Here is a 25,196-nt window from a genome sequence, read left to right as displayed (position 1 = left end):
GTGACCATGCCCCTCCACTCCGCGACCACGCCCGAGGACGCCGTGCCCCTCCCCGTCCACACGCCGCAGGTCCTCGTCATCGGCGCCGGGCCCGCCGGGCTCACCGCCGCCGCCCGGCTCGCCCGCCGGCTGCCCGGCGAGGTCCTCGTCCTCGACCGCGAACACCGGCCCGGCGGCATCCCCCGGCACAGCGACCACACCGGCTACGGGCTGCGCGACCTGCGCCGCGTGCTGCGCGGCCCCGCCTACGCCCGTCTCCTGGCCGACCGCGCCACCGCCGCCGGGGCCGTCCTGCGCACCGCCACCACCGTGACCGGCTGGGCCGGGCCCCGCACCGTCGAGATCACCGGCCCGCAGGGACGCGCGCGCGTCACCGCCGACGCCGTCGTCCTGGCCACCGGCGCCCGCGAACGCCCGCGCAGCGCCCGCCTCGTACCCGGCGACCGCCCGCACGGGGTGCTCACCACCGGGCAGTTGCAGAACCTCGTCCACCTCCACCACCAGCCGGTGGGCGAACGGGCCGTCGTCGTCGGCGCCGAACTCGTCAGCTACTCGGCGGCGCTGACCCTGCGCGAGGCGGGCTGCCGCACCGCGCTCATGGTCAGCTCGCACCCGAGGCCCGAGTCCTACGGCGTGTTCAACCTCGCCGGGCGCACCGTGCTGAACCTGCCCGTCGCCCGGCGCGCCAAGGTCAGCCGCGTCATCGGCAAGGGGCGGGTCGAGGCCGTGGAACTCACCCACCTCGACACCGGCGCCCGTACCCGCGTGGCCTGCGACACCGTCGTCTTCACGGGTGACTGGATTCCCGACCACGAACTCGCCCGCCTGGCCGGTCTCACCATGGACCCGGCCAGTCGCGCCCCGCTCGTGGACACCGCGCTGCGCACCAGCGCGCCCGGCGTGTTCGCCGCGGGCAACCTGCTGCACCCCGTCGACACCGCCGACATCGCCGCCCTCGACGGCGCGCACGTCGCCGACCGGGTCGAGGAGTGGCTGCGCACGGGGGCCGGGGCGCCCGAGGGGGACGGTGTGCGGCTGCTCGCCGAGGCCCCGCTGCGCTGGATCGCGCCCGGACTGCTGCGCCCCGGCGACCCGGCGCCCCCGCGCAAGCGCCTCTCGCTGTGGACGGACACCTTCGTGGCCACGCCGAAGGTGACGGCCCGCCAGGACGGCCGCGTCCTCAACCGCCGCACCCTGCCCTGGCCCGCCGCCCCCGGCCGCGTCTTCCGCCTCCCCTGGTCCCTCGTCGCCGGCGCCCGCCCGGACGCGGGGCCGGTCACGGTCGGACTGGACTGAGCGGTACGCGCGGGGGCGGGGCCGGCCCGGCGCCGCGGCGGGCCCTCAGCCCTCCGGCGCCACCACCAGCTCCGCCCCCGCCTCGCGTACCGCCCGCGCCAGCGGCTCGGCGGGGGCGGCGTCCGTGAGCACACCCGTCACCTCGTCCAGGGAACACACCCGGTGCGGGGCGACGGACTGGAGCTTCGCCGTGTCCGCGAGCACCCAGCAGCGCGCGGCGCGGGCGGCCATCGCGCGTTTCGTGGCGACCTCGGCGAAGTGGAAGTCCGTCACCCCGGCCGTCGCGTCCACGCCGCCCGAACCGATGAAGGCCACGTCGGGGTGCAGGTCCTCGAAGAAGGCCACCGTCCCCGGGCCGCTGCACACCTGATCACCCGCGCGCACCCGGCCCCCGGGCACCATCACCTCGATCTCCGCGCGCCCGGACAGCAGCCCCGCCACCAGCAGCGAGGGCGTCGCCACGAAGCCGCGGAAGTCCTCCGGCAGGCAGCGCGCGACCTGTTCGGCCGTGGTCCCCACGTCGATGACGAGGGTCATCCCGGGCTCCACCAGCCGCGCCGCCGCCCGCCCGATCGCGTGCTTCGCCGTCTGCCGGGCCTGCGAACGCTCCGAGAACGAGGGCTCCTCACCGGCCGGGTCACGGACCGCGCCCGGCGTCGCCGCGCCCCCGCGCACCCGGCGCAGCAGCCCCTCGCGCTCCATGAGCCCGAGATCCCTGCGCACCGTCTCCGCGGACACCCCGAGCCGCTCGGTCAGTTCCTCGGTGCTGATCATCCCCGTCTGCCGCAGGGCGGCGGCGATCCGCTGGTGACGCTCGGCGGGCAACATCGCGCTGCTCGCGCTCCTTCCGTGGCCGTGACTGCTCCTGACTGCTTCCGACGGCAACTGTGTGCCGCCCCCCGCCCCTGGTCAAGCGGGGCCCCGCGGGCGGTACGGCGGGGCGCGCGGCCCCGGGCGCGGTACGGCGGACGGCGGCGGGCGCGGTACGGCGGCGGGCGCGGGCGCCCCGGTCTCCCGGAGCCCGCCCGCGCCCGCCGCCGTACCGCGCGCCCGCCGCCGTCGCGTCCGCGTCAGCGCCCGCCGCCGCCCTCGCGCCGCGCCTCAGCCGGTCAGCTTCCCCGGCTCGTCCCGGAGCAACTGGCCGAGCACCGCGAACTCGTTGAAGAGGTTCCACTCCTCCACGATCAGCCCGTCCACGAAGTACAGCTGCGAGATGCCCCACAGGTGGACCCGCCGCCCGGTCGGCTCGCCGTAGAGCGCCCAGCCGCGGTGGGTGCCCACCGCCGACCAGCGCACCGACACGCGGTAACCGTCCCGGTCGTTGCCCATCCAGTACACCTCGTCCACCTGCGCCCCGAGGTCGGGGAAGGTCGAGACGAGCGAACGGAACCAGGCCCGGACCTCGCCGCGCCCGTAGGCCGTACGGTCCGAGGCCCCGTACCAGCGCACGGTCGGCGCGTAGGCCCGGTCCACGGTGCTGAGGTCGCGGCGGTTGAAGAGCTGGTGGAACAGGGCGCGCACGGTGTGCTCGACGTCGAAGCCCGAGCCCCGGGGCGCCGGCGGGTACGGCAGGGGTTTGCGCCCGCCGAGCAGCCGCTCCGCCTCGCCCGCCTGCCGGTCGTCGAGGACGGGGCCGGTGAGCGCGTTGCCGTGCGCGCGGGCCGCCTCGCGGACGTCGAAGCCCGTCTGGCGCAGGATGGAGCCGGTGTTGTAGAGCACCCACTCCTCGTAGATCTCGTTCTCGCGCACCACGCAGTTGGCGATCACCCAGGTGTCCAGCCGCCGGCCGGTGGGCTCGCCCCAGTTCCAGCGGCCGGTGTGGTGGCCGACGTTGACATCGCGGTGCGAGGTCACGAAGCCCTGTTCGTCGTCGCCCGCCCAGATCACGTCGTCCGCGTAGTGACGGCAGTCCGGGAAGGCGTGGATGCGTTGCAGCGTGCTGCCGATGAGCTGCTCGACGCCGGTCTTCAGCCCGGTGTCGTCGTGGATGCGCGCGCCGGGCGCGTACGTGTCGTAGATGTAGCCGACGTCCTGGTCCTCCCAGATGCGGTGGGTGATCCGGACGATCCAGTCCACGATGTCGCTGTAGCCCTCCTCGAAGCCGCGCAGCGACTGCCGGCGCTCCCGGTCGCCCGGTATCGGCTCGGGCCCCCGCCGCCCGGGGAGGTCGGCGCCCCGGCCGGGGGAGAGGGCGAGGGAGAAGTCGGACGGCATGTGGCGCCGGGCGGCCGGAACCCGCCCGGCCCCGGCGAAGGGGCCACCGGCCCCCGGGGACGGCGGCCGGGACTCGGTCCCCGGGGCCTGCGGCCGGGACTCGTCCCGCTCCTGGGCCCCGGTGCTCGCCCGGCCGCGCTCTGCCGCGTCGACCGCGTCGGCCGCCGGCGCGGGCCGCGGCTCGGGTTCCTTCATGGGGTGCACTCCTTCAAAGGGGGGACGGGACCGGCCGGGCGATCTCCCGGCCAACCGGCGGGAACCGCCCCGGAGCGGTCGCGCGAGCCACGCCGGGCGGGCCCGTGCGGACCTCCCGGGCGGTGGCCGCCGGGGCCGGACAACCGGGTCCGGCGGCCCCGTACGGAAAAAGGACCGGACCGCACCCCGGCGCGGCTCGCCGGATGCGGGACTCACCGAGGAACGTACGCCCGCCCCGGGCGCTCCGGCAAGACTTTCGGTCAAGAACGGGCACCTCTGGTCAGAAATGTTGACGTGCGGGCAGCCCGGGTCTAGCTTGACGGCTCGGTGCATACGCATGCACGCCCTGAACCGGACAGTGCTCCGGGGAGGCCCCCCGCCTGCCGGAGCCTGCCTTCCCGTCCCGCTCGCCGACGCCCCGGCGGGCCCCGGCGCGATCCGCGCTCCCGTCTCCACGCCCCGCGGTCGCGTCCCGTCCCTCCCCCCTCCCTCCCGTAGGAGAGAACGATGGCCCCTCCAGCGCCCCTCGCCGTCAAGGCCGAAGACCCGCCCCCGCAGGGCATGTCCCGGGCGGTGGTGGCCGGCTGCATCGGCAACTTCGTCGAGCAGATCGACCTCGGCCTCTACGGCTTCCTCGCCCCGGTCATGGCCGACTCCTTCTTCCCGTCGGGCAACCACACGCTCTCGCTGCTCAGCACCTACGCGACCTTCGCGATCGGCATCCTCGTGCAGCCGCTGGGCGGGGTCTTCTTCGGGCGGATCGGGGACCGCGTGGGCCGCAGGGCCATGCTCACCCTCACCATCAGCCTGATGGGCCTGTTCACCGCCTGCGTCGGAATCCTGCCCACCTGGGATCAGGTCGGCGTGGCGGCGCCCGTGCTGCTGCTCCTGATCCGGGTGGTGCAGGGCATCGTGCACGGCGGCGAGTACGGCGGGGCGCTCACCTTCATCATCGAGTACGCGCCCCGGCGCAGGCGCGGACTGTTCATGGGCTACGCCTCGATGGGCGTCTTCGGCGGGCTGCTCGTCGGCGCCGCGCTCTCCTCCCTCGTCTCCGCGCTGCTCACCGAGGACCAGATGTCCTCCTGGGGCTGGCGACTGCCCTTCCTGGTCGCCCTCCCGCTCGCCGCCGGGGGCCTCCTGCTGCGCCGCCGGGTCGCCGAGACGCCCGCGTTCCTCGCGGCGATCGAGGGGGACGCGGTGCCCGAGGAGTCGCCCGTCATGGAGACGATCCGCCGCTACTGGCGCCCGCTGCTCACCTTCAGCGGGTACGCCATGACCAACGCGGTGCTCTCGTTCGTCTGGGTCACCTACCTGCCGCAGTGGCTCAGCGACGAGGGCGGGCTCAGCCGCTCGGCGGCGTTCTCCAGCAACATGCTCTCGCTCGCCGCGTACCTGCCCCTGCTCGTCCTCGCCGGGCTGCTGAGCGACCGGGTGGGCCGCAAACCGATGCTGCTCGCCGGCTGCGTCGCCTGCGTCGTCCTCGTACCGCTCTCGTTCCGCCTCGCCCAGAACGGCACCTGGGGCTGGGCGGTGCTCGCGCAACTCGTCTATCTGGTGCCCGAGTTCTGTATCGCCGTACCGGCGACCGCGAGCCTGCCCGAGATGGTGCCCACCCGGGTCAGGGTCACGGCGACGGCGCTCGGCTTCAACGTGCCCTTCGCCCTCTTCTCGGGCACCGCCCCGCTGATCTCCACGGCCCTCGTCGACTGGACGGGTTCGCTCTACTCGGTCTGGTGCTACCTGGGCGGGCTCGCCGTCATCTCCTTCTTCGCCGTGCTGTTCGGCTACCGGGAGAGCGCGGGCAAGGACCTCTCCGGCGAGGGCGAGCCGGTCGCGGGCACCGTCCCGGCGACCGTGGGGGCCTCCTGAGGCCGCGTCCGGGCGGTGCGCGCGCGACCCGGCACCTGATGCCGGGCGGCGCTCACGTCAGGCGCCCCTCCCGTCACGCGCCCCTCACGTCACGCGCCGCTCACTTCGCGTGCTCGATCGCGAGGATCATGACGAAGGCGACGAGGTGGATGCCGAAGAGGAAGTACGCGAGGTACCACCACATGTAGCGCTCGTTCTTCGTCTCCTCGGCGAGACGCGCGTCGTCGTACTCCTTGGAGAGGCGGACGAGAGGGTCGGAGAGCGGGTCCCCGGCGCCGGTGTTCCCGGTGTTCCCGGCGTTCCCGGTGTTCCCGGCGTTCCCGGCGGGCGGGTCGGTGGGCGTCATGGGCGGATCACTGCTCCCGGTGGACCTTGGTGTTGGAGGCCTGGGCGCGGGGACGGACCACGAGCAGGTCGATGTTGACGTGCGCGGGGCGGGTGACCGCGAAGGCGATCGTGTCGGCGACGTCCTCGGCGGTGAGGGGTTCGGCCACGCCCGCGTAGACCTTGGCGGCCTTCTCCTCGTCGCCGTGGAAACGGGTCAGCGCGAAGCCCTCGGTCCGCACCATGCCGGGGGCGATCTCGATGACGCGGACGGGGGTGCCGACGATCTCCAGGCGCAGGGTCTCGGCGAGGACGTGCTCGGCGTGCTTGGCGGCCACGTACCCGGCGCCGCCCTCGTAGGTGCCGTGGCCCGCGGTCGAGGTGAGGACGACGACGGTGCCGGCGCCGCTCGCGGTGAGGGCGGGCAGCAGGGCCTGGGTCACGTGGAGGGTGCCGAGGACGTTGACCTCGTACATCGCGCGCCACTCGTCGGGGTCGCCGCTCGCGACGGGGTCGGCGCCGAGCGCCCCGCCCGCGTTGTTGACCAGGACGTCCACGGAGGGGCGGGCGGCGCTGAGCGCGGTGGCGAAGGCGTCGACGGCGGCACGGTCGGTGACGTCCAGCGCGTGTGCCTCGGCGCGGTGCCCGGCCGCGCGCAGTTCGGCGGCCAGCGCCTCGACGCGGTCCTTGCGGCGGGCCGTGAGCACGACGTCGTACCCGGCCCCGGCGAGCTGCCGCGCGGTGGCGGCGCCGATGCCCCCGCTCGCTCCGGTGACGACGGCGGTCGGGGCGGCGGCGGTCATGTGCGGTCCTCCTGGTGGTGGTCCCGGCCGGACGTCGCCGGGACTTTCAGGATAGGCACGCCGGGGCACGGACGGGCCAGGGGTCCCGGGGGGACTCGACCCGGGGGGGCGGACTCGACCCGGGGGCGGACTCGACCGGGTGGGTACGCGAGGGGCCCGCGGGCGCTTGGCCGGGACGGTGCCCTCGGGGTGGGCCCGGCCGCACCTGTGTCCGCGTGGGTGGACCTGGCCGCGCCGGTGTCCTCGGGGCCGGACCCGCCCGCGTCAGTGTCCGCGCGGCGCGTACATGATCACGGCCATTCCGGCCAGGCAGACCAGGGCCCCGGTGATGTCCCAGCGGTCCGGCCGGTACCCGTCGGCGAGGACGCCCCAGGCGATCGACCCGGCGACGAAGACCCCGCCGTACGCGGCCAGAATCCGCCCGAACTCGCCGTCGGGCTGAAGGGTCGCGACGAAGCCGTACACGCCGAGCGCGAGCACCCCGGCCCCGATCCACACCCATCCGCGATGCTCGCGCACGCCCTGCCACACGAGCCAGGCACCGCCGATCTCGAAGAGGGCGGCGAGGACGAAGAGCAGGACGGAACGCGCTACGGACATGGGGGAGAGCCTGTCATGGCCGTCCGGTCCACCGGGCGGGGCGGGGAGGAGAGGCGGCCGCGTCCCGGCGGGGGCGCGCGCCCGCCCGGCCCTCCCCGCGTCTCCCGCCGTCTCCCGTGTGCCTCCCCTCGGGGCCCGCCCTCCCGCCCTACCGTGACGGCATGGACGACACGACAGAAGAAGCCGGGGCCGGAGACCCGTACACGCGGGAGCCGTACACCGTGGACTCGCCCGTGAGCGATCTGCTCGCGCGGGCCGTCGAGCGGGCGGTGCCCGTGGTGCGCGGGATCGAGGAGGCGCGGCTGCCGGACCCGACGCCGTGCCGGGACTACGACGTGCGGGGCCTGCTGAACCACCTGTACCGCGTGACGGTGGACTTCCAGGACATGGCCGCCCGGCGGGACGTCGACCTCGCGACGCCCGCGCCCGACCGCACCCGGGAGGACTGGCGGCCCGGGTTCGAGAAGGAGGCCCGGGGGCTGGTTCAGGCGTGGGCGGCACCGGGCGCGGAGGAGGGGACGGCCGGGTCGATGGGGCTGCCCGCGCGGACCGTCGGGACGCTCGCGCTCGTCGACCTCACGGTGCACGCCTGGGACCTCGCGCGCGCCACCGGCCAGGCGTTCACGCCCGATCCGGTGGGTGTCGAGGCGCTGCGCGCGTTCATGGCGCGGATGGGGCCGACGGGCCGGAGGATGGGCGCCTTCGGGGAGCCGGTGGCGGTCGCCGCGGACGCCTCCCCGCTGGACCGACTGCTCGCGGAGACGGGCCGTGACCCGGGGTGGACGCCGCCGGGCGGCGGCGCGTAGGCGGGCGGGGAAGTAGGAGGGCGGCGGCGCGTAGAGGGGCGGGGCGGCAGCGCGGCGGCGGGCGCCCGCGCCACCGCTCCCCCAGGTGCGGGCGGGTGCGCAGAGGCGTGGAATAGACGGGTGGGGGAGGCCGTTAGGGCGAGTGTGGTTGAACAGTCAACTAAAACGGCGACTGTCCGGCCCGACTCAGGCGGGGCGCCGCCGGACCGTCCACGACGGCCCGGTCGCACCGCACCACGCAGCGCGGAGAGGTGACCGCACCATGGGTATGCAGTTCGGGATCTTCAGCGTCGGCGACGTCACCACGGACCCGACGAACGGACGGACCCCCAGTGAGGGTGAGCGGATCAAGGCGATGCTCACCATCGCGCGCAAGGCCGAGGAGGTGGGTCTCGACGTCTTCGCGACGGGCGAGCACCACAACCCGCCCTTCGTCCCCTCCTCGCCGACCACGATGCTCGGCTACCTCGCCGCGCAGACGTCCTCGCTGATCCTGTCGACGTCCACGACGCTCATCACCACCAACGACCCGGTGAAGATCGCCGAGGACTTCGCGATGCTCCAGCACATCGCGGACGGCCGCACCGACGTCATGCTCGGCCGCGGCAACACCGGGCCGGTCTACCCCTGGTTCGGCAAGGACATCCGCGAGGGCATCCCGCTGGCCATCGAGAACTACGCGCTGCTGCACAAGCTGTGGCACGAGGAGGTCGTCGACTGGGCCGGGAAGTTCCGCACCCCGCTGGAGTCCTTCACCTCGACGCCGCGCCCGCTGGACGGGGTCGCGCCCTTCGTGTGGCACGGCTCGATCCGCTCGCCGGAGATCGCCGAGGAGGCCGCGTACTACGGCGACGGCTTCTTCCACAACAACATCTTCTGGCCCATGCACCACACCAAGCGCATGATCCGGCTGTACCGCAACCGCTTCGCCCACTACGGCCACGGCACCGAGGCGCAGGCCGTCGTGGGGCTCGGCGGCCAGGTGTTCATGCGGAAGAACTCGCAGGACGCGGTACGGGAGTTCCGCCCGTACTTCGACAACGCGCCGGTCTACGGGCACGGCCCCTCGCTGGAGGAGTTCACCGCGCAGACCCCGCTGACCGTGGGCTCCCCGCAGCAGGTCATCGAGCGGACCCTGTCCTTCCGCGAGGACGTCGGCGACTACCAGCGCCAGTTGTTCCTGATGGACCACGCGGGGCTGCCGCTCAAGACGGTCCTGGAACAGCTCGACCTCCTCGGCGAGGAGGTCGTGCCGGTCCTGCGCGAGGAGTTCGCCAAGGGCCGCCCGGCCGAGGTGCCGGACGCGCCGACCCACTCCTCCCTCGTGGCCGCCGCGCGGCGCGCGAACGCGGAGAACGGCGCGAACGGCGCGAAGGACGAGAAGGACGAGACGACGGAGACGACGGAGGCGATCGGACGATGAACACGGTGACGGGTACGGCGGCGGGCCCGGCCGGGCGGGGCGCGGCCCGGCCGCTGCGGCTGGCCGTGGTCTCGGCGGGCCTGAGCGTCCCCTCCTCGACGCGGCTGCTCGCGGACCGGCTCGGCGAGGCCACCGTCAAGGCGCTGGAGAGCGGCGGGCCGGCCGGGGAGGTGCGGCTCGACGTGATCGAACTGCGCGACCTCGCGAAGGACATCGCGAACAACCTCGTGACCGGTTTCCCGCCGCCCGAGCTGGACGCGGCGCTGGAGAAGGTGACCGGCGCGGACGGCCTGATCGTCGTCACGCCGATCTTCTCCGCCTCGTACAGCGGGTTGTTCAAGTCGTTCTTCGACGTCGTCGAGCCGGAGGCGCTGACCGGGAAGCCGGTGCTGATCGCGGCGACCGGCGGCTCGCCCCGCCACTCGCTGGCCCTGGAACACGCGCTGCGCCCGCTCTTCGCGTACCTGCGGGCCGTGGTCGTGCCGACCGCCGTGTACGCGGCCTCGGAGGACTGGGGCACCGGCGCCGAGGGCAGCGGCGGACCGCTCGCGGCCCGTACCGCGCGGGCGGCCGGCGAACTCGCGGCGCTCCTGACCGGCGCGGGCGGGGGCGGGCGCGCACCCGACGCCTACGAGGACCTCGTCCCCTTCGCCGACCAGCTCGCGGCCCTGCGCGAGGAGTGAGCGGGGGGCTACGGCGCCCGTGCGGACGGGCCGGGGCGCGGACCGGGGCCCGGCGACGCCCCCCCGCGCCTCCGGTACCCGCACGGACGTCTCGCCGTGCGGGTGCGGCGCGTCTGCGCCAGGCTGGTCGCATGGACCCGATGGAGCCCCTCTCGCTGGACACGGTCGCGAACGAGCTGCACCTCGAAGCCCTCGCGGCCCCCTCCAGGCGCGCCGCCAGGACCCTGCACGGCGGCACCGGCCACGCCCTGCGCCAGACCGTCATCTCGCTGCTCGCCGGTACGGACCTCTCCGACCACGAGGGCCCCGACGAGGCCACGCTCCAGGTGCTGAAGGGCCGCGTGAAGCTCACCCGGCCCAACAGCCTTGAGGGCGATCTCGTCGTCGACATGGGCGAGATCCTGCTCGTGCCCAGGGTCTTCCACGGCCTCAAGGCGGTCAACGACGCGGTGGTCCTGCTGACCGTCTCGATGGCCGAGGCGCTGAACTACGAGGAGGCGCCGCGCTACCAGCCGGGGACGGCCCCCCGGCCGGGCACCGGGGGACTGGGGCCGGGCCGCTCGGTGTGACGCCCCGACCGCTCAGGGGGCGGCCCGGGTCCTCGCCTGGGGCTCCCGCGGACCGCGCGGCGGCAGCGTCCGGCTGAGGACGAGGTTGGTGGTCGTGCTCCCGAACTCGGCCAGCGCGTCGATGATCTCCTCCAGGTGGGACATCGAGGTGGCCGCCACCTTCAGGACGTAGCAGTCGTCCCCGGTGGTGCGCAGGCACTCCAGGATCTCCGGCCGCTCCTCCAGCAGCCTCCGCAGCGGCTCGTGCCGGTTGCCCGGGTACTTCAGCCGGACCACGGCCAGCACCGCGTACCCGGTCCGCTCCAGATGCACCTGCGCCCGGTAGCCCGTGATCACCCCGGCCTCCTCCAGGCGCCGCACCCGCTCCGTCGTCGCCGAGGCGCTCAGGTTCACCCGCCGGGCCAGCTCCGTGAACGCGATCCGGCCGTCCCGCTGGAGCTCGTCCAGGATCGCCCAGTCCGTCGGATCAAGATTCTCGGTCATCCGCTCAGATTACCGGTGGATCCACGGCGAAACCGCGCCCGGACCGGTAGGAATCCCTTCAGGAGGGCCGTAGTGCCTGGCTAGGCTGACCTGCATGAAGATCGGAGTCAACGCTCTCAACTTCGGCCCCGGCACCGACCCGGGAGTCCTCCGCGACTGGGCCCAGACCGTGGAGGACCTCGGCTTCGACCTGCTGATGGTCTCGGACCACATCGCCGTCACGCCCGACGTCGCCGAGCAGTACCCGGCGCCCTTCTACGAGGCCTTCACCACCCTGTCCTGGCTGGCCGGCCTCACCACCCGGGTCCGGCTCGGCACGACGGTCCTCATCGCCCCCTACCGGCACCCGCTGCTGACCGCCCGGATGGCGGCCAACCTGGACGAGCTGAGCGGCGGCCGGCTGGTGCTGGGCGTGGGGGTGGGCTGGGCGCGGCAGGAGTTCGCCGCCCTTGGCATCCCCTTCGAACGCCGGGGGCGCCTGACGGAGGACCACCTGCGGGACGTACGCGCGGCCTGGGCGGACACCGCCGACTACGGGAAGCGGAGGATTCCGCTGTGGGTCGGTGGCAACAGCGACGCCGGGCTGCGCCGTGCCGTGCGGCTCGGGGACGCCTGGCACCCGCTGCGCAACACCCTGCCGTGGCTGCGCGAAGCCGCCGTCAGGCTCAGGGCGACCGCGGAGGAACAGCACCTCCCCGTGCCCGCCCTGGCCCCCCGGATCGCGCTCCGGGTCACGAAAACCCCGATCAGCGGACCGAGCCGGCTCGCCGGGGAGGGAACGATCGAGCAGATCATGGACGATCTCGACCAGCTGCGGCTGCTGGGAGCCGACACCGTCGTCCTCGACCACTACCACGGCGACCCGGGCGAGACACGCCACCCGCAGACGGCCTGGCAGGCCCTCGCCGCGGTGGCGGCGCACTTCCACCCGCCCCGCACCACGACGGAGCGGCCATGAGCACACCGGACGAGCACGCCCTCCTGAGGCGGGCCGTCGCGCTCGCCGCCGAGGCCCGTACGGGCGGCGACCCGCCGTTCGGCTCGCTCCTGGCGGACCCGGCAGGCACGGTGCTCGCGGAGGAGCACAACACGACGCTCACCGACCGGGACATCACGGCCCATCCGGAACTGAAGCTCGCGAGGTGGGCCGCGCGCGAACTGGACCCGGCCACGGCGGCGCACACCACGCTGTACACCAGCTGCCAGCCGTGCGGAATGTGCGAGGCGGCCATCCGGCAGGCCGGACTGGGACGGGTGGTGTACGCCCTGTCCAACGCCCAGCTCCTGGACATCAGACCCGGCGACGGCCGCCCGCCGGTCCCGCAGCACGGCCCGGCGCTGCTCGCCGAGGTACGCGCGGTGTTCGAGGGGTACTACGACTGAGCGTTCCGCCGCCCGTCCCCGCTCAGCCCCGCCTCACGGCCACACCAGGCAGTACGGCTGGTGCCCCGCCTCGTGCAGCCGGTGGGAGAAGTCCTGCCACTCGTGGAGCAGCCGGTAGATGTCGAAGGCGTCGCGGGGGCCGCCGCGGTCGGGGACCGTGGACCAGATGAAGGCGGCCGCGCCCACTGATTCCTCGCCGACGCCGCGCAGGGGGTCGACCACCGTCATGGGGAGTTTCACGACCGCGTAGTCGGGGTGCAGGACGACCAGTTCGAGGGGCGGGACGCGGTAGAGGGGGACGCCCTCGATGCCGGTGAGGACCATCGCGGCCATCGTCTCCGGCTTGATCTTGGTGAACATGCCGCCCGTGCCGAGTTCGTCGCCGCCCAGCTCCTCCGGCCGCATCGACACCGGTACCCGGGCGGCCGTGGCCCCGTCGGGCGCGCCGAAGTACTTGTAGGTCACCCCCACGCGGCCACTCCCCGTCCGTGCCACTGATCCGTCCGGCGCGGGCGCTCGGGGGCCGCCGCCGGCCGCCCCTTCGGGCCACTGCTCTTCCGTCTCGCGCCGGTGCCGTCCCCGCCGGGCGCGCCGAGGCCCGAGGTCACCGGTCCCCTCGCCCAGTCCGCCACCGCGTTGCATATTTCCACCCGATTGCCCTCAGCGTCGTACGGCCTCGCCGTACAACCCGATCATCGTGTCAGTTGACCTCCCCCACGTCAGCCCGCCGAAACGTGTGTCGCGGTGTGGGCCACAACCGTGATCCAGGCCCCGCCGCCGGGCGCGTCGACGCCTTGGCGGCGGGCTCTGACACCATGGCCGGTGTGAGCTGTTCCGTACGAGCCCCCAGTTTCGCAGACGCGGGGGGCCTGTGGAGCGGACCTGGGACAGGGATGCGCAGTTCCTTCCCCGGCCGCTCCCGCCGGAGCCGCCCGCGGCCCTACACCCCGAAGTTTTCGCAGGTCAGAAGCGAAGCGACCGAGTGATCGAAGTGACCGACGTGACCAAAGTGCCTTACAGCTACGAAGCCCCCGTCTCGCAGGGCCTCTTCGACCGCGCCTCCCGGGTCACCCCCGGCGGCGTGAACTCCCCGGTGCGGGCCTTCGGCGCCGTGGGCGGTACCCCCCGCTTCATGGCCTCGGGGCGCGGCGCGTACCTGACGGACGTGGACGGCCGGGAGTACGTGGACCTCGTGTGCTCCTGGGGCCCGATGATCCTCGGCCACGCCCACCCCGAGGTGCTCGCGGCCGTGCGGGAGGCCGTCGGGAACGGCACCTCCTTCGGTACGCCGGTGCGCGGGGAGGTCGAGCTGGCCGAGGAGATCGTCTCCCGCGTCGCCCCCGTCGAGCAGGTGCGTCTGGTGTCCTCCGGCACCGAGGCGACGATGTCGGCGATCCGGCTCGCGCGCGGCTTCACCGGCCGGGCGAAGGTCGTGAAGTTCGCCGGCTGCTACCACGGCCACGTGGACGCCCTGCTGGCCGCCGCCGGTTCGGGTCTCGCGACCTTCGGGCTGCCCGACACGCCGGGCGTCACGGGCGCGCAGACGGGGGACACGCTGGTCCTGCCGTACAACGACCTGGAGGCGGTGCGGGCCGCGTTCGCCGCGCATCCGGGTGAGATCGCCTGCGTCATCACCGAGGCGTCCCCCGGCAACATGGGCATCGTCCCGCCGCTCGACGGGTTCAATGCGGGCCTCAAGCGGCTGTGCGCCGACCACGGCGCCCTCTACATCTCCGACGAGGTCATGACCGGTTTCCGCACGAGCCGGGCCGGCTGGTTCGGGGTGGACGGCGTGGTGCCCGACCTCATGACCTTCGGCAAGGTCATGGGCGGCGGCTTCCCGACGGCGGCCTTCGGCGGGCGCGCGGACGTCATGCGGTACCTCGCGCCGGTCGGGCCCGTCTACCAGGCCGGGACGCTGTCCGGGAACCCGGTCGCGACCGCGGCGGGCGTCGCCCAGCTGCGGCTGCTCGACGAGGCGGCCTACGACACCCTCGGCTCCGTCTCCACGCGGCTGCGGGCCCTCGCGAGCGAGGCGCTGACCAAGGAGGGCGTCGCGCACCGCGTGCAGAGCGCCTCCAGCATGTTCTCGGTGTTCTTCACCGACCGCGAGGTGCGGAACTACGAGGACGCCAAGTCCCAGGACTCCTTCCGCTACACCGCGTTCTTCCAGGCGATGCTGGCCGAGGGCGTGTACCTGCCGCCGTCCGCCTTCGAGTGCTGGTTCGTGTCCACGGCCCTCGACGAGCAGGCGATGGAGCGCGTGGCGGCCGCCCTTCCGGTGGCCGCCCGCGCCGCCGCCGCGGCCACCCCGGAGAATGCCCGGTGACCGGAAGCGGACCGGCGCGGCCGGCAGTACCGACGGAGACGGGTGTGGGTGTGAAGGGCGAGAGCAGCAGCAGAGACGGGGAGATCACCGTCGTCCACGTGATGCGGCACGGAGAGGTGGAGAACCCGCAGGGCGTGCTCTACGGGCGGCTGCCGGGCTACCACCTGTCGGCGCTCGGCCGCGAGATGGCCGACCGGGTCGCCGAGCACCTCGCCTCCCGTGACATCACGCACGTCGTGGCCTCCCCGCTGGAGCGGGCGCAGGAGACGGCCACGCCCATCGCGAAGAGCCACGGCCTCGACCTCGCGACGGACCGCAGGCTCATCGAGGCGACCAACATCTTCGAGGGCAAGACCTTCGGGGTCGGCGACGGCGCCCTGAAGAGCCCGCAGAACTGGAAGTACCTCGTCAACCCCATGAAGCCGTCCTGGGGCGAGCCGTACGTCGAGCAGGTCGTGCGGATGCGCGGGGCGCTGGAGAGCGCGAAGGACGCGGCGCGCGGCCACGAGGCGGTCTGCGTGAGCCACCAGCTGCCCGTGTGGATGCTGCGCAGCTTCGTCGAGCGGCGGCGGCTGTGGCACGACCCGCGCAAGCGGCAGTGCACGCTCGCCTCGCTCACCAGCTTCACCTTCCGGGGCGACACGATCGTGTCCGTCGGCTACTCGGAGCCCGCCATCGACCTCGTACCGGCCCACCTGCGGGCCGGGGCCAGGCCCGCGAAGACCTCGGGCGGGGCCGGTCAGTCGAAGGCGTTCGGCGCGTAGCCGCGCGGTCGGCGCCTTCCGGGGCGGTACGGCGAGAGGCCCTCCGGCCAGTCCGGAGGGCCTCTCGCCGTGTCCGGGCCCGGTCGCCGCCCGTGCCCGTGACAGGCCGCCGCCCGCCCCCGGGCCCGGCCGCCGCCTGCCCCGTGACCGGCGGCTTCCCGTCCCCGCGGCGGGCCGTTCCGGCGGCCGTGACCGGCCGTTCCCGCTGCCGCCGACGGTAAAGAGTCGGTTCGAGATCTCCTTCTCCTTTCGTGTCATAATCGCTTTATCGTATTAATCGGTCTTTCCTGGTGGGGCACTCACAGGAAAGGCGGTATCTGGCATGACCGGAACGACGAACGCCGTGGGCGGCGGGGGCACGACGGACGCGAACGGCGCGCACACGGCTCGCGCTCAGCCCTCCCCGGGCGGCGACGCACAGCCCGCCCCCGCCGGCGAGGGCCGCCTGTCGCGGCGGAAGCTGATCGGGCTGGGCGCGGGCGCGCTGGCCGCCCCGGTCCTCGCCGCGTGCGGGGCAAGCGAGGGCACGGACACCTCGCGCGGCACCCCGCGCCCGTCCGCGCACGGGACGGCGGAGCCGGGCACCGGCGGGCAGGGCGGCGCGCGTCCGCTGCGCCTGATCGGCGACGGGTCGACCGCCTTCACCGGGCTCCAGCCCCATCAGCCCGCCGCGCCCGTACGCCTGGAGCCGGGCGAGACCCCGCCGCAGTTCGTCGTCTTCTCCTGGGACGGCGCCGGTGAGGTCGGCAACGGTCTGTTCCCCCGCTTCCTCAAGCTCGCCAAGGACCACGGCGCGCACATGACCTTCTTCCTGTCCGGCCTCTACCTGCTGCCCGAGGGGAAGAAGCACGTCTACCGGCCGCCCGGGAACCCGGTCGGCGCCTCCGACATCGGCTACCTGACGGACGGCCACATCCAGGAGACCCTGAAGTACGTCCGTACGGCCTGGCTCGACGGCCACGAGATCGGGACCCACTTCAACGGGCACTTCTGCGCGGGGTCCGGTTCCGTGGCGAACTGGAGCACCGCGCAGTGGGCCAGCGAGATCGAGCAGGCCGAGAGCTTCGTCACCACGTGGCGCACCCACAGCGGCTGGCACGAGCTGCCGCCGCTGCCCTTCGACTACGGGCAGGAACTCGTCGGCGGCCGCACCCCCTGCCTGCTCGGCCAGGAGAACCTGCTGCCCGCCGCCCGCGCCAAGGGCTGGCGTTACGACGCCTCCAGCCCCGGCGGCCTCCAGGTCTGGCCCGGCAAGAAGCTCGGCCTGTGGGACTACCCGCTCCAGGCCGTGCCCTTCCCCGGGCACTCCTTCGAGCCGCTGTCGATGGACTACAACATCCTCTTCAACCAGTCCCGCAACTCCACGAAGGCCCCGCCCGTCCACTACCCGGGCTGGAGAGCGCAGGCCGCCGGCGCCTACCTGAACGGCTTCCGGCGCGCCTACGAGACCAACCGGGCCCCGCTGTTCATCGGCAACCACTTCGAGGAGTGGAACGGCGGCATCTACATGGACGCCGTGGAGGAGGCGCTGAAGGGCATCGCCGGGCACAAGGACGTACGCCTCGTCTCCTTCCGCCAGCTCACCGACTGGCTCGACGCGCAGGACCCGGGGGTCCTGGAACGGCTGCGCGCCCTCGGGGTCGGGGAGCGCCCCGCCGGGGGCTGGCACAGCTACCTCGCAGGTGCCGCACAGCCGCGTAACGGGGCGTCCCCGACCCCTTCCGGCAGTTCGGTGAACACTGCCTGAAATGGGGTTTTCCCCTGCGGAGGGGGGTGCGGAAGATCCCTGGGACAGACATGCGAAACTTTTCACATGAGTGCTCGCTCCGCCCAGGGCAACCGCGCCCCACTCCGCTTCCCCCGCCGCCGCGCCGCACTGCTGCCGGCCGGTGCGGCGGCCGGCGCGCTGCTGCTGACCGCGTGCGGTTCGGGCAGCTCCAGCGGTTCGGACGGCACCAACTTCGCCACCGGTACGGGCGGCGTCTCCACCGTCAAGGCGGCCGACCGCAAGCCGGCCCCGGACATCGGCGGCAAGACCCTCGAAGGCAAGCGGCTCGACCTGTCCGACTACAAGGGCCAGGTCGTCGTCGTCAACGTGTGGGGCTCGTGGTGCGCGCCCTGCCGGGCCGAGGCCCCCTACCTCGTCAAGGTCGAGAAGGAGCTGCGCGACAAGGGCGTGCGCTTCGTCGGCATCAACACCCGCGACCCCGACCGCAGCCCGGCCCGGCAGTTCGAGAAGCGGTTCGGCGTGGAGTACCCGAGCCTGTACGACCCGAGCGGCAAGCTGATGCTGCGCTTCCCCAAGGGGAGCCTCAACCCGCAGGCGATCCCGTCCACCCTCGTACTGGACCGGGACGGACGGATCGCCGCCCGCGCGCTCATGGCGCTCGACGACAAGAAGATGCGCAAGATGATCGACCCGTTGATCGCGGAGAAGTGATGAGTGCGGTGAGCGCGCTGGCCGCCCCCGGGTACAACGAGACCGTGCTGAGCGGGGCCCTGCTGCTCGCGCTCCCGGTCGCCGTGCTCGGCGGGCTCGTCTCGTTCTTCTCGCCGTGCGTGCTGCCGCTCGTCCCCGGTTACCTGAGTTACGTCACCGGGGTCAGCGGTACGGACCTGGCCGAGGCCAAGCGGGGCCGGATGGTCACGGGGGCCTCGCTGTTCGTGCTGGGGTTCACCGTGGTCTTCGTGTCCACCGGCGCGCTGTTCGGCTACTTCGGCCGCGAACTCCTGACGTACCAGTCCACGATCTCCCGCGTGCTCGGCGGACTGATGATCCTGCTCGGCTTCTTCTTCATGGGGCTCATGCCCTGGATGACGCAGCGCGAGTTCCGCCTGCACAGGCGGCCCACCGCCGGGCTGGTGAGCGCGCCGATACTGGGCGCCCTGTTCGCCGTGGGCTGGACGCCCTGCGTCGGACCGACCCTCGCCTCCGTGCAGACCCTGTCTCTGACCCAGGCCGACGCGGGCCGGGGAGCGCTGCTGTCCTTCGCGTACTGCCTGGGCCTCGGCGTCCCCTTCGTGCTCGCCGCCATCGCCTTCCGCAAGGCCCTCGGCGCCTTCTCGTGGGTCAAGCGGCACTACGTCTGGGTCATGCGGATCGGCGGGGTCATGATGATCGCGACCGGGGTCCTGCTGGTCACCGGGGTCTGGAACACCTGGATTCAGCACATGCAGGGCTGGGCCAACGGCTTCACGGTGGGGATCTGAACCATGAGCGGTACACAGCAGCACGAGGACACCCGCGCCGCGAACGCCGAGGAACAGGATCTCGGCGCCGCCGGAGCCCAACTGTCCACCGCCCCCGTCGACAAGGCCGTCCCCGGTTCCTTCGGCGGGGTGCGGCGGGCCGGGTTCGGCGGGGCGCTCGCCTGGACCTGGCGGGAGCTGACCGGCTGGGTGCGCTGGTTCTGGCGGCAGCTCACCTCGATGCGGGTCGCGCTGATCCTGCTGTTCCTGCTCTCGCTGGGCGCCGTCCCCGGATCGCTCATCCCGCAGCAGGGCTCCGACGAACTCAAGGTCGCCGACTTCAGGAAGGTCCACACGACCCTCGGGCCGCTCTACGACAAGCTCGGCCTGTTCCACGTCTACAGCTCGGTGTGGTTCTCCGCGATCTACATCCTGCTGTTCGTCTCCCTCATCGGCTGCATCATCCCGCGCACCTGGCAGTTCGTCGGCCAGTTGCGGGGCCGCCCGCCGCGCGCGCCGGGGCGCCTGGACCGGATGCCCGCGTACACGACCTGGCGCACCGAGGCCACGCCCGAGCAGGTCCAGGACTGGGCCCGCTCGCTGCTGCGCAAGCGCCGCTACCGGGCCGACGCCTACGGGACGGGCCGGGACGGCGGGGCCGTCGCCGCCGAGAAGGGCTATCTGCGCGAGGCCGGGAACCTCGTCTTCCACGTCGCGCTCATCGTGATGCTCGTGGCCTTCGCCACCGGCTCCCTGTTCAAGTCCGAGGGCGGGAAGCTCGTCATCGAGGGGGACGGGTTCTCCAACACCCGCACCCAGTACGACGACTTCAAGTCGGGCAGCCTGTTCAGCGACGACGACCTCGCGCCGTACCACTTCACGCTCGACAAGTTCACCGGCACGTACGAGACCACCGGGCCGAACAAGGGCACCCCGCGCGTCTACACCGCCGACGTCACGTGGAGCAAGGGCGCCGACGGCAAGGAGCACCGGCAGACCATCTCGCCCAACCACCCGCTGGACGTGGACGGCTCCAAGGTCTTCCTCAACGGGCACGGCTACGCGCCCGTCGTCACCGTCCGCGACCGCGCCGGCAAGGTCATCTACCACGGGGCCTCGGCGCTGCTGCCGCTCGACGCGAACGGCACCGCGCAGGGCGCCATCAAGGTCGCCGACGGCTACACCGACAAGCGGGGCAAGCCGGAACAGCTCGGCTTCAACGCCTTCTTCGTGCCGACCTTCGGCCGGAACACCGGGATGCTGTCCACCTTCCCCGGCCTCGGCTACCCCGTGCTCGCCCTGTCCGCGTACCACGGTGACCTCGGCATCGACTCCGGCATCGCGCAGAACGTCTACCAGCTCGACAAGACGAAGCTGAAGGAGTTCAAGGACTCCAAGGGCCAGCTGTACAAGAAGCTGCTCCTGCCGGGCGAGACCATGAAGCTCCCCGGGGGCGCCGGTTCGGTGACCTTCGAGAAGGACATCAAGGAATGGGCCAGCTTCCAGATCAGCCAGCAGCCCGGCGCGGGACTCGCGCTCGGCGGCGCGATCGCCGCGATCGCCGGACTGGCCGGATCGCTGTTCATCCAGCGCCGCCGCGTCTGGGTGCGGGCCAGGACCGGGGCGGACGGAGTGACCGTCGTCGAGATGGCCGGCCTCGGCCGCAGCGAGTCGGCGAAACTCCCTCAGGAGCTGTCCGCTCTCGTGGGCACCCTCCACGACCGGGCGCCCACGGCCCCCGGCCCCGATCCGGAGGCGGACGGGCAGCCCCAGGCGCCCGCGCCGTCCGGAACCGATCCGGTGGCCGGCCCGACGCCGCGAGCCGGTACCCCCGCAGTAACCCCAGCCGAAGCCGAAGGGGCTGAGAAGTGAATCTCGCCGCCGGAACCAACGAGAGCCTGGCGCACACCAGCAACGTGCTCATCTACTCGGCGATGGCCGTGTACATGCTCGCCTTCTTCGCGAGCATCGCCGAGTGGATCTTCGGCAGCCGCAGCCGGGTCGGCCGTACCGCCGCCGCCGTCACCGAGGAGTCCGTGGCCGCCGCCCCGGCGGTGACCGTCCGCAAGGCCGGCTCGACGGCCGTACTGGACCGTCCGAAGGTCGTCACCCGCTCGGCGGCCGGCACCCGGGACGTGCCGGACGGGCCGGGCGCGGCCGGCGGGAGCGAGAAGGGCGACGTCTACGGCCGGATCGCCGTCTCGTTCATCTCCCTCGCCTTCGCCGTCCACGTCGGCGGTGTCCTCACCCGCGCCCTCTCGGTGCAGCGCGCGCCGTGGGGCAACATGTACGAGTTCTCGATCACCTTCTCGGCGGTCGCCGTCGCGGTGTTCCTCGGCCTGCTGATCGCCAAGACCAACGTGCGCTGGCTGGGGCTGCCCCTGGTCACCACCGTCCTGCTGGACCTCGGGCTCGCGACGACGGTGCTCTACACCTCCAGCGACCAGCTCGTCCCGGCGCTGCACTCGTACTGGCTGTGGATTCACGTCTCCACCGCGATCTTCTGCGGGGCCGCCTTCTACGTCGCCGCCGTCGCCACGGCGCTCTACCTGTTCCGCGACAGCTACGAGAACAAGCTGGCCACCGGCGGCACCCCGGGCAGGTTCGCGCAGTCCGTGCTGTCCCGGCTGCCCGCGGCCTCGACCCTCGACAAGTTCTCGTACCGGGTCAACGCGGCGATCTTCCCGCTGTGGACCTTCACGATCATCGCGGGCGCGATCTGGGCCGGCGACGCGTGGGGACGCTACTGGGGCTGGGACCCGAAGGAGACGTGGTCCTTCATCACCTGGGTCGCCTACGCCTGCTACCTGCACGCCAGGGCCACCGCGGGCTGGAAGGGCCGCAAGGCCGCCTACCTGGCCCTCATCGCCTTCGCCTGCTGGCTGTTCAACTACTACGGCGTCAACATCTTCGTGACCGGCAAGCACTCGTACGCGGGCGTCTGAGCCGGCGGACCCGAGTACGGACACGAGGCGCCGCCCGGCCCCCGCAGGAGGGGCCGGGCGGCGCCTTGTCGTACGGGGAGGCGCTCTTCGGCGGCTTCGGCGGCCTCGGCGTCCTCAGCGGCGCGGACGGTGTCCGGGCTCCTGGCGGGGCGGGCGCTGGCCGCCACCGGGCAGGGAGGGCTTCGGGAGGGTCGCGACCTCGCGCTCGGCCTCGGCGAGCTGCTCGGCGGTGTCCTCGGGCAGCCGGGGCGGCCGGAGCGCGGCCTCGCGGAAGCCGAAGGCCGAGGTCAGGTCGCCGAAGGTACGGCGGCGCCACTGGCTGATGTTGGGCTCGGCCACCCCGGTGACCCGCTCCAGGAACTGGAGTACGGAGGTGTGGTCGAAGGACTCGCCGGCCACGAAACCGCCCACGGTCCACGGCGAGACGATCACGCACGGCACCCGGAAACCACCGCCGACCGGCAGACCCCGCACGAACTCCTCGGGGGTCCCCGCGCGCGGGGTGGGCGGAACGACGTGGTCGAAGAGGCCGTCGTTCTCGTCGTAGTTGAGGATGAACGCGGTCTTGCGCCACAGCTCCGGGTTCGAGGCGATGGCCTCGATCTTCGAGGCGACGTAGTCGGCGCCGGCCGCCGGCAGGTAGTCGGGGTGCTCGGACTGCTCGCCCGTGCAGATGATCCAGGACACCGCGGGCAGCCTCCCGGCGCGGGCGTCGGCCTCGAAGGTGCCCTCGGGCTGGGACCGCACCCCCTTCTCGTACAGCGGCTCGCCGGGCTTCGCGTTCCGGAAGTTCGCGAAGTTCTCCAGCATGTTGCAGCCGTAGTCGTCGTCCTGCTGGTACACCTTCCAGCTCACCCCGGCCGCCTCCAGGCGCTCCGCGTAGGTGGTCCAGGTGTAGCCGCCGGCCGGGGCGGTGTTGTTGAGGATCGGGCCGCCGTGCCGCCCGTCCGGGTCGAGGGTGCCGGTCATCCAGTACATGCGGTTGGGCCAGGTCGGGCCCATGACCGAGCAGAAGTAGTTGTCGCACACGGTGAACGCCTCGGCCAGCGCGAACTGGAACGGGATGTCCTCCCGCGTGTAGTACCCCATGACGTACGGCCCGTTCACGCCGTCCGCCTTGCGGTGCGCGGGCATCCAGTTGTCCATCTTCCCGCCGTTCCACGCCTCGTGCTGCACGGCCCAGGCGTGGCTGGTGGAGGGGATGGCCTGCGCGCTCGTGGTGTGCGTGTCGAGGTGGAAGGGCAGCGTGTAGCCGTCCGGGTTCACCGCGTCCGGCTGGTGGAACACGGACCTCCCGGTGTCCAGGCGCAGGGCGCGGGGGTCGGAGAAGCCGCGCACCCCGCGCATCGTGCCGAAGTAGTGGTCGAAGGACCGGTTCTCCTGCATGAGCATCACGACGTGCTCGACGTCGTCCAGCGAGCCGCCGGGCCGGGGCCCGGCGGCCACGGCCTCCTGGACGCTGGGCGGCAGCAGGCTGAGCGCGGCGGCACCGCCGGTCGCGGCGGCGGCCGAACCGAGGAATCCGCGACGGGTCATTCCGGGCATGGCTGTCCCACTTCCCTTGACGTACGGGGGCTGTTGCGAACGGTGGCCGGGGGCCGTCGAACACTGAACCCGGCGCCGGGGAAAGGGGATCAGGGCAGTTGGATGAACTTACGTGAACGGCACATCAAGTTATCGCAAAGTGATCAAGGATGCGCAAAGAGTGAGCGTGTCGCGCCGGTCGATCCGGCCGGGCCCGCCCGTGAGGCCCACGGTGGTTCCGAGGCCCGCGAACGCCCACGAGCAGGGGGGAACCGGCGGCGAGCGGCTCCGGACACGCATCCGCGAGACGCGCGGCGGCCGGCGCGGAGCCGAACAGGGGGTGCCGGCGACGGAGTCCCCGGTGTGCCGCTCGCCCGTCACCCCTTCGCGAACCGCTGTTCGGCCGAGCGCCACGCGGTGGTGGTTCCGCGGGGTGCGTAGCGGGCGAGTGGCTGGGTGCGGGTGAGCAGTTCGCGCATCGCGGTCCGGTCGCCGACGAGGCCGTGGGCGCGTGCCTGGACCAGTACGTTGCCGAGCGCGGCCGCTTCGGCGGGCCCCGCGACGACGGGCAGGCCGCAGGCGTCGGCGGTCAGCTGGCACAGCAGCGCGTTGCGGGCGCCGCCGCCCACGACGTGCACGACGTCGACCGCGCGGTCCGCGAGCCGGGCCGCGTCGGCGATCGCCCTGCGGTGCGCGAGGGCGAGGGAGTCGAGGATGCAGCGCGTCGTCTCGGCCGGGGTGCGCGGGACGGGCTGTCCCGTGGCCCGGCACGCCTGGGCGATACGCCCCGGCATCCCGCCGGGGGCGAGGAACGCCTCGTCCCCCGCGTCCACCACCGAACGCAGCGAGGGCACCCGGCCCGCCTCCCGCAACAGCGCCGGGAGCCCGGGGTCGCCCCACGTCCGCAGGCACTCCTGGAGCAGCCACAGGCCCATGATGTTGCGCAGGTAGCGGACCGTGCCGTCCAGGCCCAGCTCGTTGGTGAAGTTGGCGGCGCGGCTCGCCTCGCTCAGCACGGGCGCGTCGAGTTCCAGGCCCGCGAGGGACCAAGTGCCGGTGCAGATGTACGCGAACGCGCCGGTGCCCGTCGCGGGTACGGCGGCGACGGCGGACGCGGTGTCGTGGGAGCCCACCGCGGTCACCGGGACCGGTCCTCTCAGCCCCGTCTCGTCCAGGACGTGCGGGAGCAGGTGCCCCGCCGCGTCACCGGGCGCGCGCAGGGGGGCGAAGAGACCGAGGTCGATCCCCAGGCGCCCGGCGATCCCGTGCGCCCAACCGCCCGTGCGGGGGTCGAGGAGCTGCGTCGTCGACGCGTTGGTCAGCTCGGTGCCCTCCTCGCCGGTCAGCCAGTACGTCAACAGGTCCGGGATGAGCAACAGGCGCTTCGCCGCCGCCAGTTGGCTCGAACCCCGGGCGGCGGCGAGCTGGTACAGGGTGTTGAACGGGGCGTACTGGAGGCCCGTCGTCGCGTACAGCTCGGCGGGCGGCACCGTCGCCCACACCTTCTCCGCGACGCCCTCCGTCCGCCCGTCCCGGTAGTGCACCGGATTGCCGAGGAGCGCCCCGTCGGCGTCGAGCAGTCCGTAGTCCACCGCCCAGCTGTCGATGCCGACGGAGGCCACCTGCCCGGCCGCGCGCAGCCCGTCGAGGACACCCGCGTACAGGTTCAGGATGTCCCACCGCAGGGTCGTGCCCGCCCGGACCGGCCGGTTCGGGAAGCGGTGGGCCTCCGTCAGGTCGAGCGTGTCCGGGCCGACCCGGGCGGTCATCACCCGCCCGCTGGAGGCGCCGAGG

General features: G+C 73.2%; 24 protein-coding genes. 15 read left to right on the top strand and 9 right to left on the bottom strand.

Features of this window, described 5'->3' with window-relative positions; all coding sequences use genetic code 11:
• Positions 1-6 precede the first annotated feature (6 nt).
• Positions 7-1,296: an NAD(P)/FAD-dependent oxidoreductase gene (locus ACFYMP_RS13960; RefSeq protein WP_388856055.1), complete on the top strand. Its 1,290-nt coding sequence runs from the start codon at positions 7-9 to the stop codon at positions 1,294-1,296.
• A 45-nt stretch (positions 1,297-1,341) separates the two neighbouring features.
• Here ACFYMP_RS13960 and ACFYMP_RS13955 read toward each other — a convergent pair whose 3' ends face one another.
• A complete protein-coding gene (locus ACFYMP_RS13955) occupies positions 1,342-2,124 on the bottom strand; it encodes a DeoR/GlpR family DNA-binding transcription regulator (RefSeq protein WP_388855700.1) in 783 nt (260 codons plus the stop codon).
• A gap of 273 nt (positions 2,125-2,397) precedes the next feature.
• Positions 2,398-3,705, bottom strand: coding sequence for an ester cyclase (locus ACFYMP_RS13950; protein WP_388855697.1), 1,308 nt, complete (start codon positions 3,703-3,705; stop codon positions 2,398-2,400).
• A 507-nt stretch (positions 3,706-4,212) separates the two neighbouring features.
• Between ACFYMP_RS13950 and ACFYMP_RS13945 the strand changes: the two genes are divergently transcribed.
• Positions 4,213-5,577, top strand: coding sequence for an MFS transporter (locus tag ACFYMP_RS13945; protein WP_388855694.1), 1,365 nt, complete (start codon positions 4,213-4,215; stop codon positions 5,575-5,577).
• 100 nt (positions 5,578-5,677) lie between these two features.
• Here the strand turns inward: ACFYMP_RS13945 and ACFYMP_RS13940 are convergent, their stop codons facing one another.
• The 3 genes from ACFYMP_RS13940 to ACFYMP_RS13930 form a co-directional block, all read right to left on the bottom strand.
• Positions 5,678-5,923 carry a hypothetical protein gene (locus tag ACFYMP_RS13940; protein ID WP_388855691.1) on the bottom strand — a complete coding sequence of 82 codons (246 nt, stop codon included), beginning with the start codon at positions 5,921-5,923 and terminating at the stop codon, positions 5,678-5,680.
• A gap of 7 nt (positions 5,924-5,930) precedes the next feature.
• Positions 5,931-6,704 (bottom strand): SDR family NAD(P)-dependent oxidoreductase, encoded by a 774-nt coding sequence (locus tag ACFYMP_RS13935; protein ID WP_388855689.1) that lies wholly within the window; start codon positions 6,702-6,704, stop codon positions 5,931-5,933.
• 264 nt (positions 6,705-6,968) lie between these two features.
• Positions 6,969-7,304 carry a YnfA family protein gene (locus tag ACFYMP_RS13930; protein ID WP_388855686.1) on the bottom strand — a complete coding sequence of 112 codons (336 nt, stop codon included), beginning with the start codon at positions 7,302-7,304 and terminating at the stop codon, positions 6,969-6,971.
• A 161-nt stretch (positions 7,305-7,465) separates the two neighbouring features.
• Here ACFYMP_RS13930 and ACFYMP_RS13925 point away from each other — a divergent pair, with 161 nt between their 5' ends.
• The 4 genes from ACFYMP_RS13925 (at position 7,466) to ACFYMP_RS13910 (ending at position 10,785) form a co-directional block, all read left to right on the top strand.
• On the top strand, positions 7,466-8,110 hold the full coding sequence (locus tag ACFYMP_RS13925; protein WP_388855683.1) for a TIGR03086 family metal-binding protein: 645 nt from the start codon (positions 7,466-7,468) through the stop codon (positions 8,108-8,110).
• Between the two features lie 268 nt (positions 8,111-8,378).
• Positions 8,379-9,533: an LLM class flavin-dependent oxidoreductase gene (locus tag ACFYMP_RS13920; protein ID WP_388856052.1), complete on the top strand. Its 1,155-nt coding sequence runs from the start codon at positions 8,379-8,381 to the stop codon at positions 9,531-9,533.
• Complete coding sequence (locus ACFYMP_RS13915; RefSeq protein WP_388855680.1) at positions 9,530-10,216, top strand: FMN reductase; 687 nt, start codon at positions 9,530-9,532, stop codon at positions 10,214-10,216. Before ACFYMP_RS13920 ends, ACFYMP_RS13915 begins: the two co-directional genes overlap by 4 nt.
• 131 nt (positions 10,217-10,347) lie before the next feature.
• The gene (locus tag ACFYMP_RS13910) at positions 10,348-10,785 is read left to right on the top strand and encodes a cupin (protein ID WP_388855677.1); all 438 of its coding nucleotides are present in this window, start codon (positions 10,348-10,350) and stop codon (positions 10,783-10,785) included.
• 12 nt (positions 10,786-10,797) lie between these two features.
• On the opposite strand, the gene ACFYMP_RS13905 is transcribed toward ACFYMP_RS13910, so the two are convergent.
• The gene (locus tag ACFYMP_RS13905) at positions 10,798-11,268 is read right to left on the bottom strand and encodes an Lrp/AsnC family transcriptional regulator (protein ID WP_388855674.1); all 471 of its coding nucleotides are present in this window, start codon (positions 11,266-11,268) and stop codon (positions 10,798-10,800) included.
• Between the two features lie 94 nt (positions 11,269-11,362).
• On the opposite strand from ACFYMP_RS13905, the gene ACFYMP_RS13900 reads away from it, so the two are divergent.
• Together ACFYMP_RS13900 and ACFYMP_RS13895 are read left to right on the top strand one after the other, a co-directional pair.
• Positions 11,363-12,226, top strand: coding sequence for an LLM class flavin-dependent oxidoreductase (locus ACFYMP_RS13900; protein WP_388855671.1), 864 nt, complete (start codon positions 11,363-11,365; stop codon positions 12,224-12,226).
• Positions 12,223-12,651, top strand: a complete 429-nt coding sequence (locus tag ACFYMP_RS13895) for a nucleoside deaminase (RefSeq protein ID WP_388855669.1) — start codon at positions 12,223-12,225, stop codon at positions 12,649-12,651. Before ACFYMP_RS13900 ends, ACFYMP_RS13895 begins: the two co-directional genes overlap by 4 nt.
• 33 nt (positions 12,652-12,684) lie before the next feature.
• Here the strand turns inward: ACFYMP_RS13895 and ACFYMP_RS13890 are convergent, their stop codons facing one another.
• A complete protein-coding gene (locus ACFYMP_RS13890) occupies positions 12,685-13,293 on the bottom strand; it encodes a hypothetical protein (protein ID WP_388855666.1) in 609 nt (202 codons plus the stop codon).
• A 367-nt stretch (positions 13,294-13,660) separates the two neighbouring features.
• Here ACFYMP_RS13890 and hemL point away from each other — a divergent pair, with 367 nt between their 5' ends.
• From hemL to ccsB, 7 genes are all read left to right on the top strand, one after another.
• A complete protein-coding gene (gene hemL, locus ACFYMP_RS13885; protein ID WP_388856049.1) occupies positions 13,661-14,980 on the top strand; it encodes a glutamate-1-semialdehyde 2,1-aminomutase in 1,320 nt (439 codons plus the stop codon).
• A gap of 101 nt (positions 14,981-15,081) precedes the next feature.
• Positions 15,082-15,744 (top strand): histidine phosphatase family protein, encoded by a 663-nt coding sequence (locus tag ACFYMP_RS13880; protein WP_388856046.1) that lies wholly within the window; start codon positions 15,082-15,084, stop codon positions 15,742-15,744.
• Positions 15,745-16,066: 322 nt separating this feature from the next.
• Positions 16,067-17,491, top strand: coding sequence for a hypothetical protein (locus ACFYMP_RS13875; RefSeq protein WP_388855663.1), 1,425 nt, complete (start codon positions 16,067-16,069; stop codon positions 17,489-17,491).
• A 66-nt stretch (positions 17,492-17,557) separates the two neighbouring features.
• On the top strand, positions 17,558-18,184 hold the full coding sequence (locus ACFYMP_RS13870) for a TlpA family protein disulfide reductase (RefSeq protein WP_388855660.1): 627 nt from the start codon (positions 17,558-17,560) through the stop codon (positions 18,182-18,184).
• On the top strand, positions 18,184-18,954 hold the full coding sequence (locus tag ACFYMP_RS13865; protein WP_388855657.1) for a cytochrome c biogenesis CcdA family protein: 771 nt from the start codon (positions 18,184-18,186) through the stop codon (positions 18,952-18,954). Before ACFYMP_RS13870 ends, ACFYMP_RS13865 begins: the two co-directional genes overlap by 1 nt.
• 3 nt (positions 18,955-18,957) lie before the next feature.
• On the top strand, positions 18,958-20,805 hold the full coding sequence (locus tag ACFYMP_RS13860) for a cytochrome c biogenesis protein ResB (RefSeq protein ID WP_388855654.1): 1,848 nt from the start codon (positions 18,958-18,960) through the stop codon (positions 20,803-20,805).
• Entirely contained in the window at positions 20,802-21,878 is a 1,077-nt protein-coding gene (gene ccsB, locus ACFYMP_RS13855; protein WP_388855651.1) for a c-type cytochrome biogenesis protein CcsB, read from the top strand. Before ACFYMP_RS13860 ends, ccsB begins: the two co-directional genes overlap by 4 nt.
• Before the next feature lie 114 nt (positions 21,879-21,992).
• Here the strand turns inward: ccsB and ACFYMP_RS13850 are convergent, their stop codons facing one another.
• A complete protein-coding gene (locus tag ACFYMP_RS13850) occupies positions 21,993-23,423 on the bottom strand; it encodes an alkaline phosphatase family protein (protein WP_388855648.1) in 1,431 nt (476 codons plus the stop codon).
• 356 nt (positions 23,424-23,779) lie between these two features.
• Entirely contained in the window at positions 23,780-25,171 is a 1,392-nt protein-coding gene (locus ACFYMP_RS13845; RefSeq protein WP_388856043.1) for a rhamnulokinase family protein, read from the bottom strand.
• Positions 25,172-25,196 lie beyond the last annotated feature (25 nt).

This window comes from Streptomyces sp. NPDC007088 (genome assembly GCF_042869355.1).
Lineage (GTDB): Bacteria > Actinomycetota > Actinomycetes > Streptomycetales > Streptomycetaceae > Streptomyces.
This window is presented reverse-complemented; position numbering and strand designations above follow the sequence as displayed.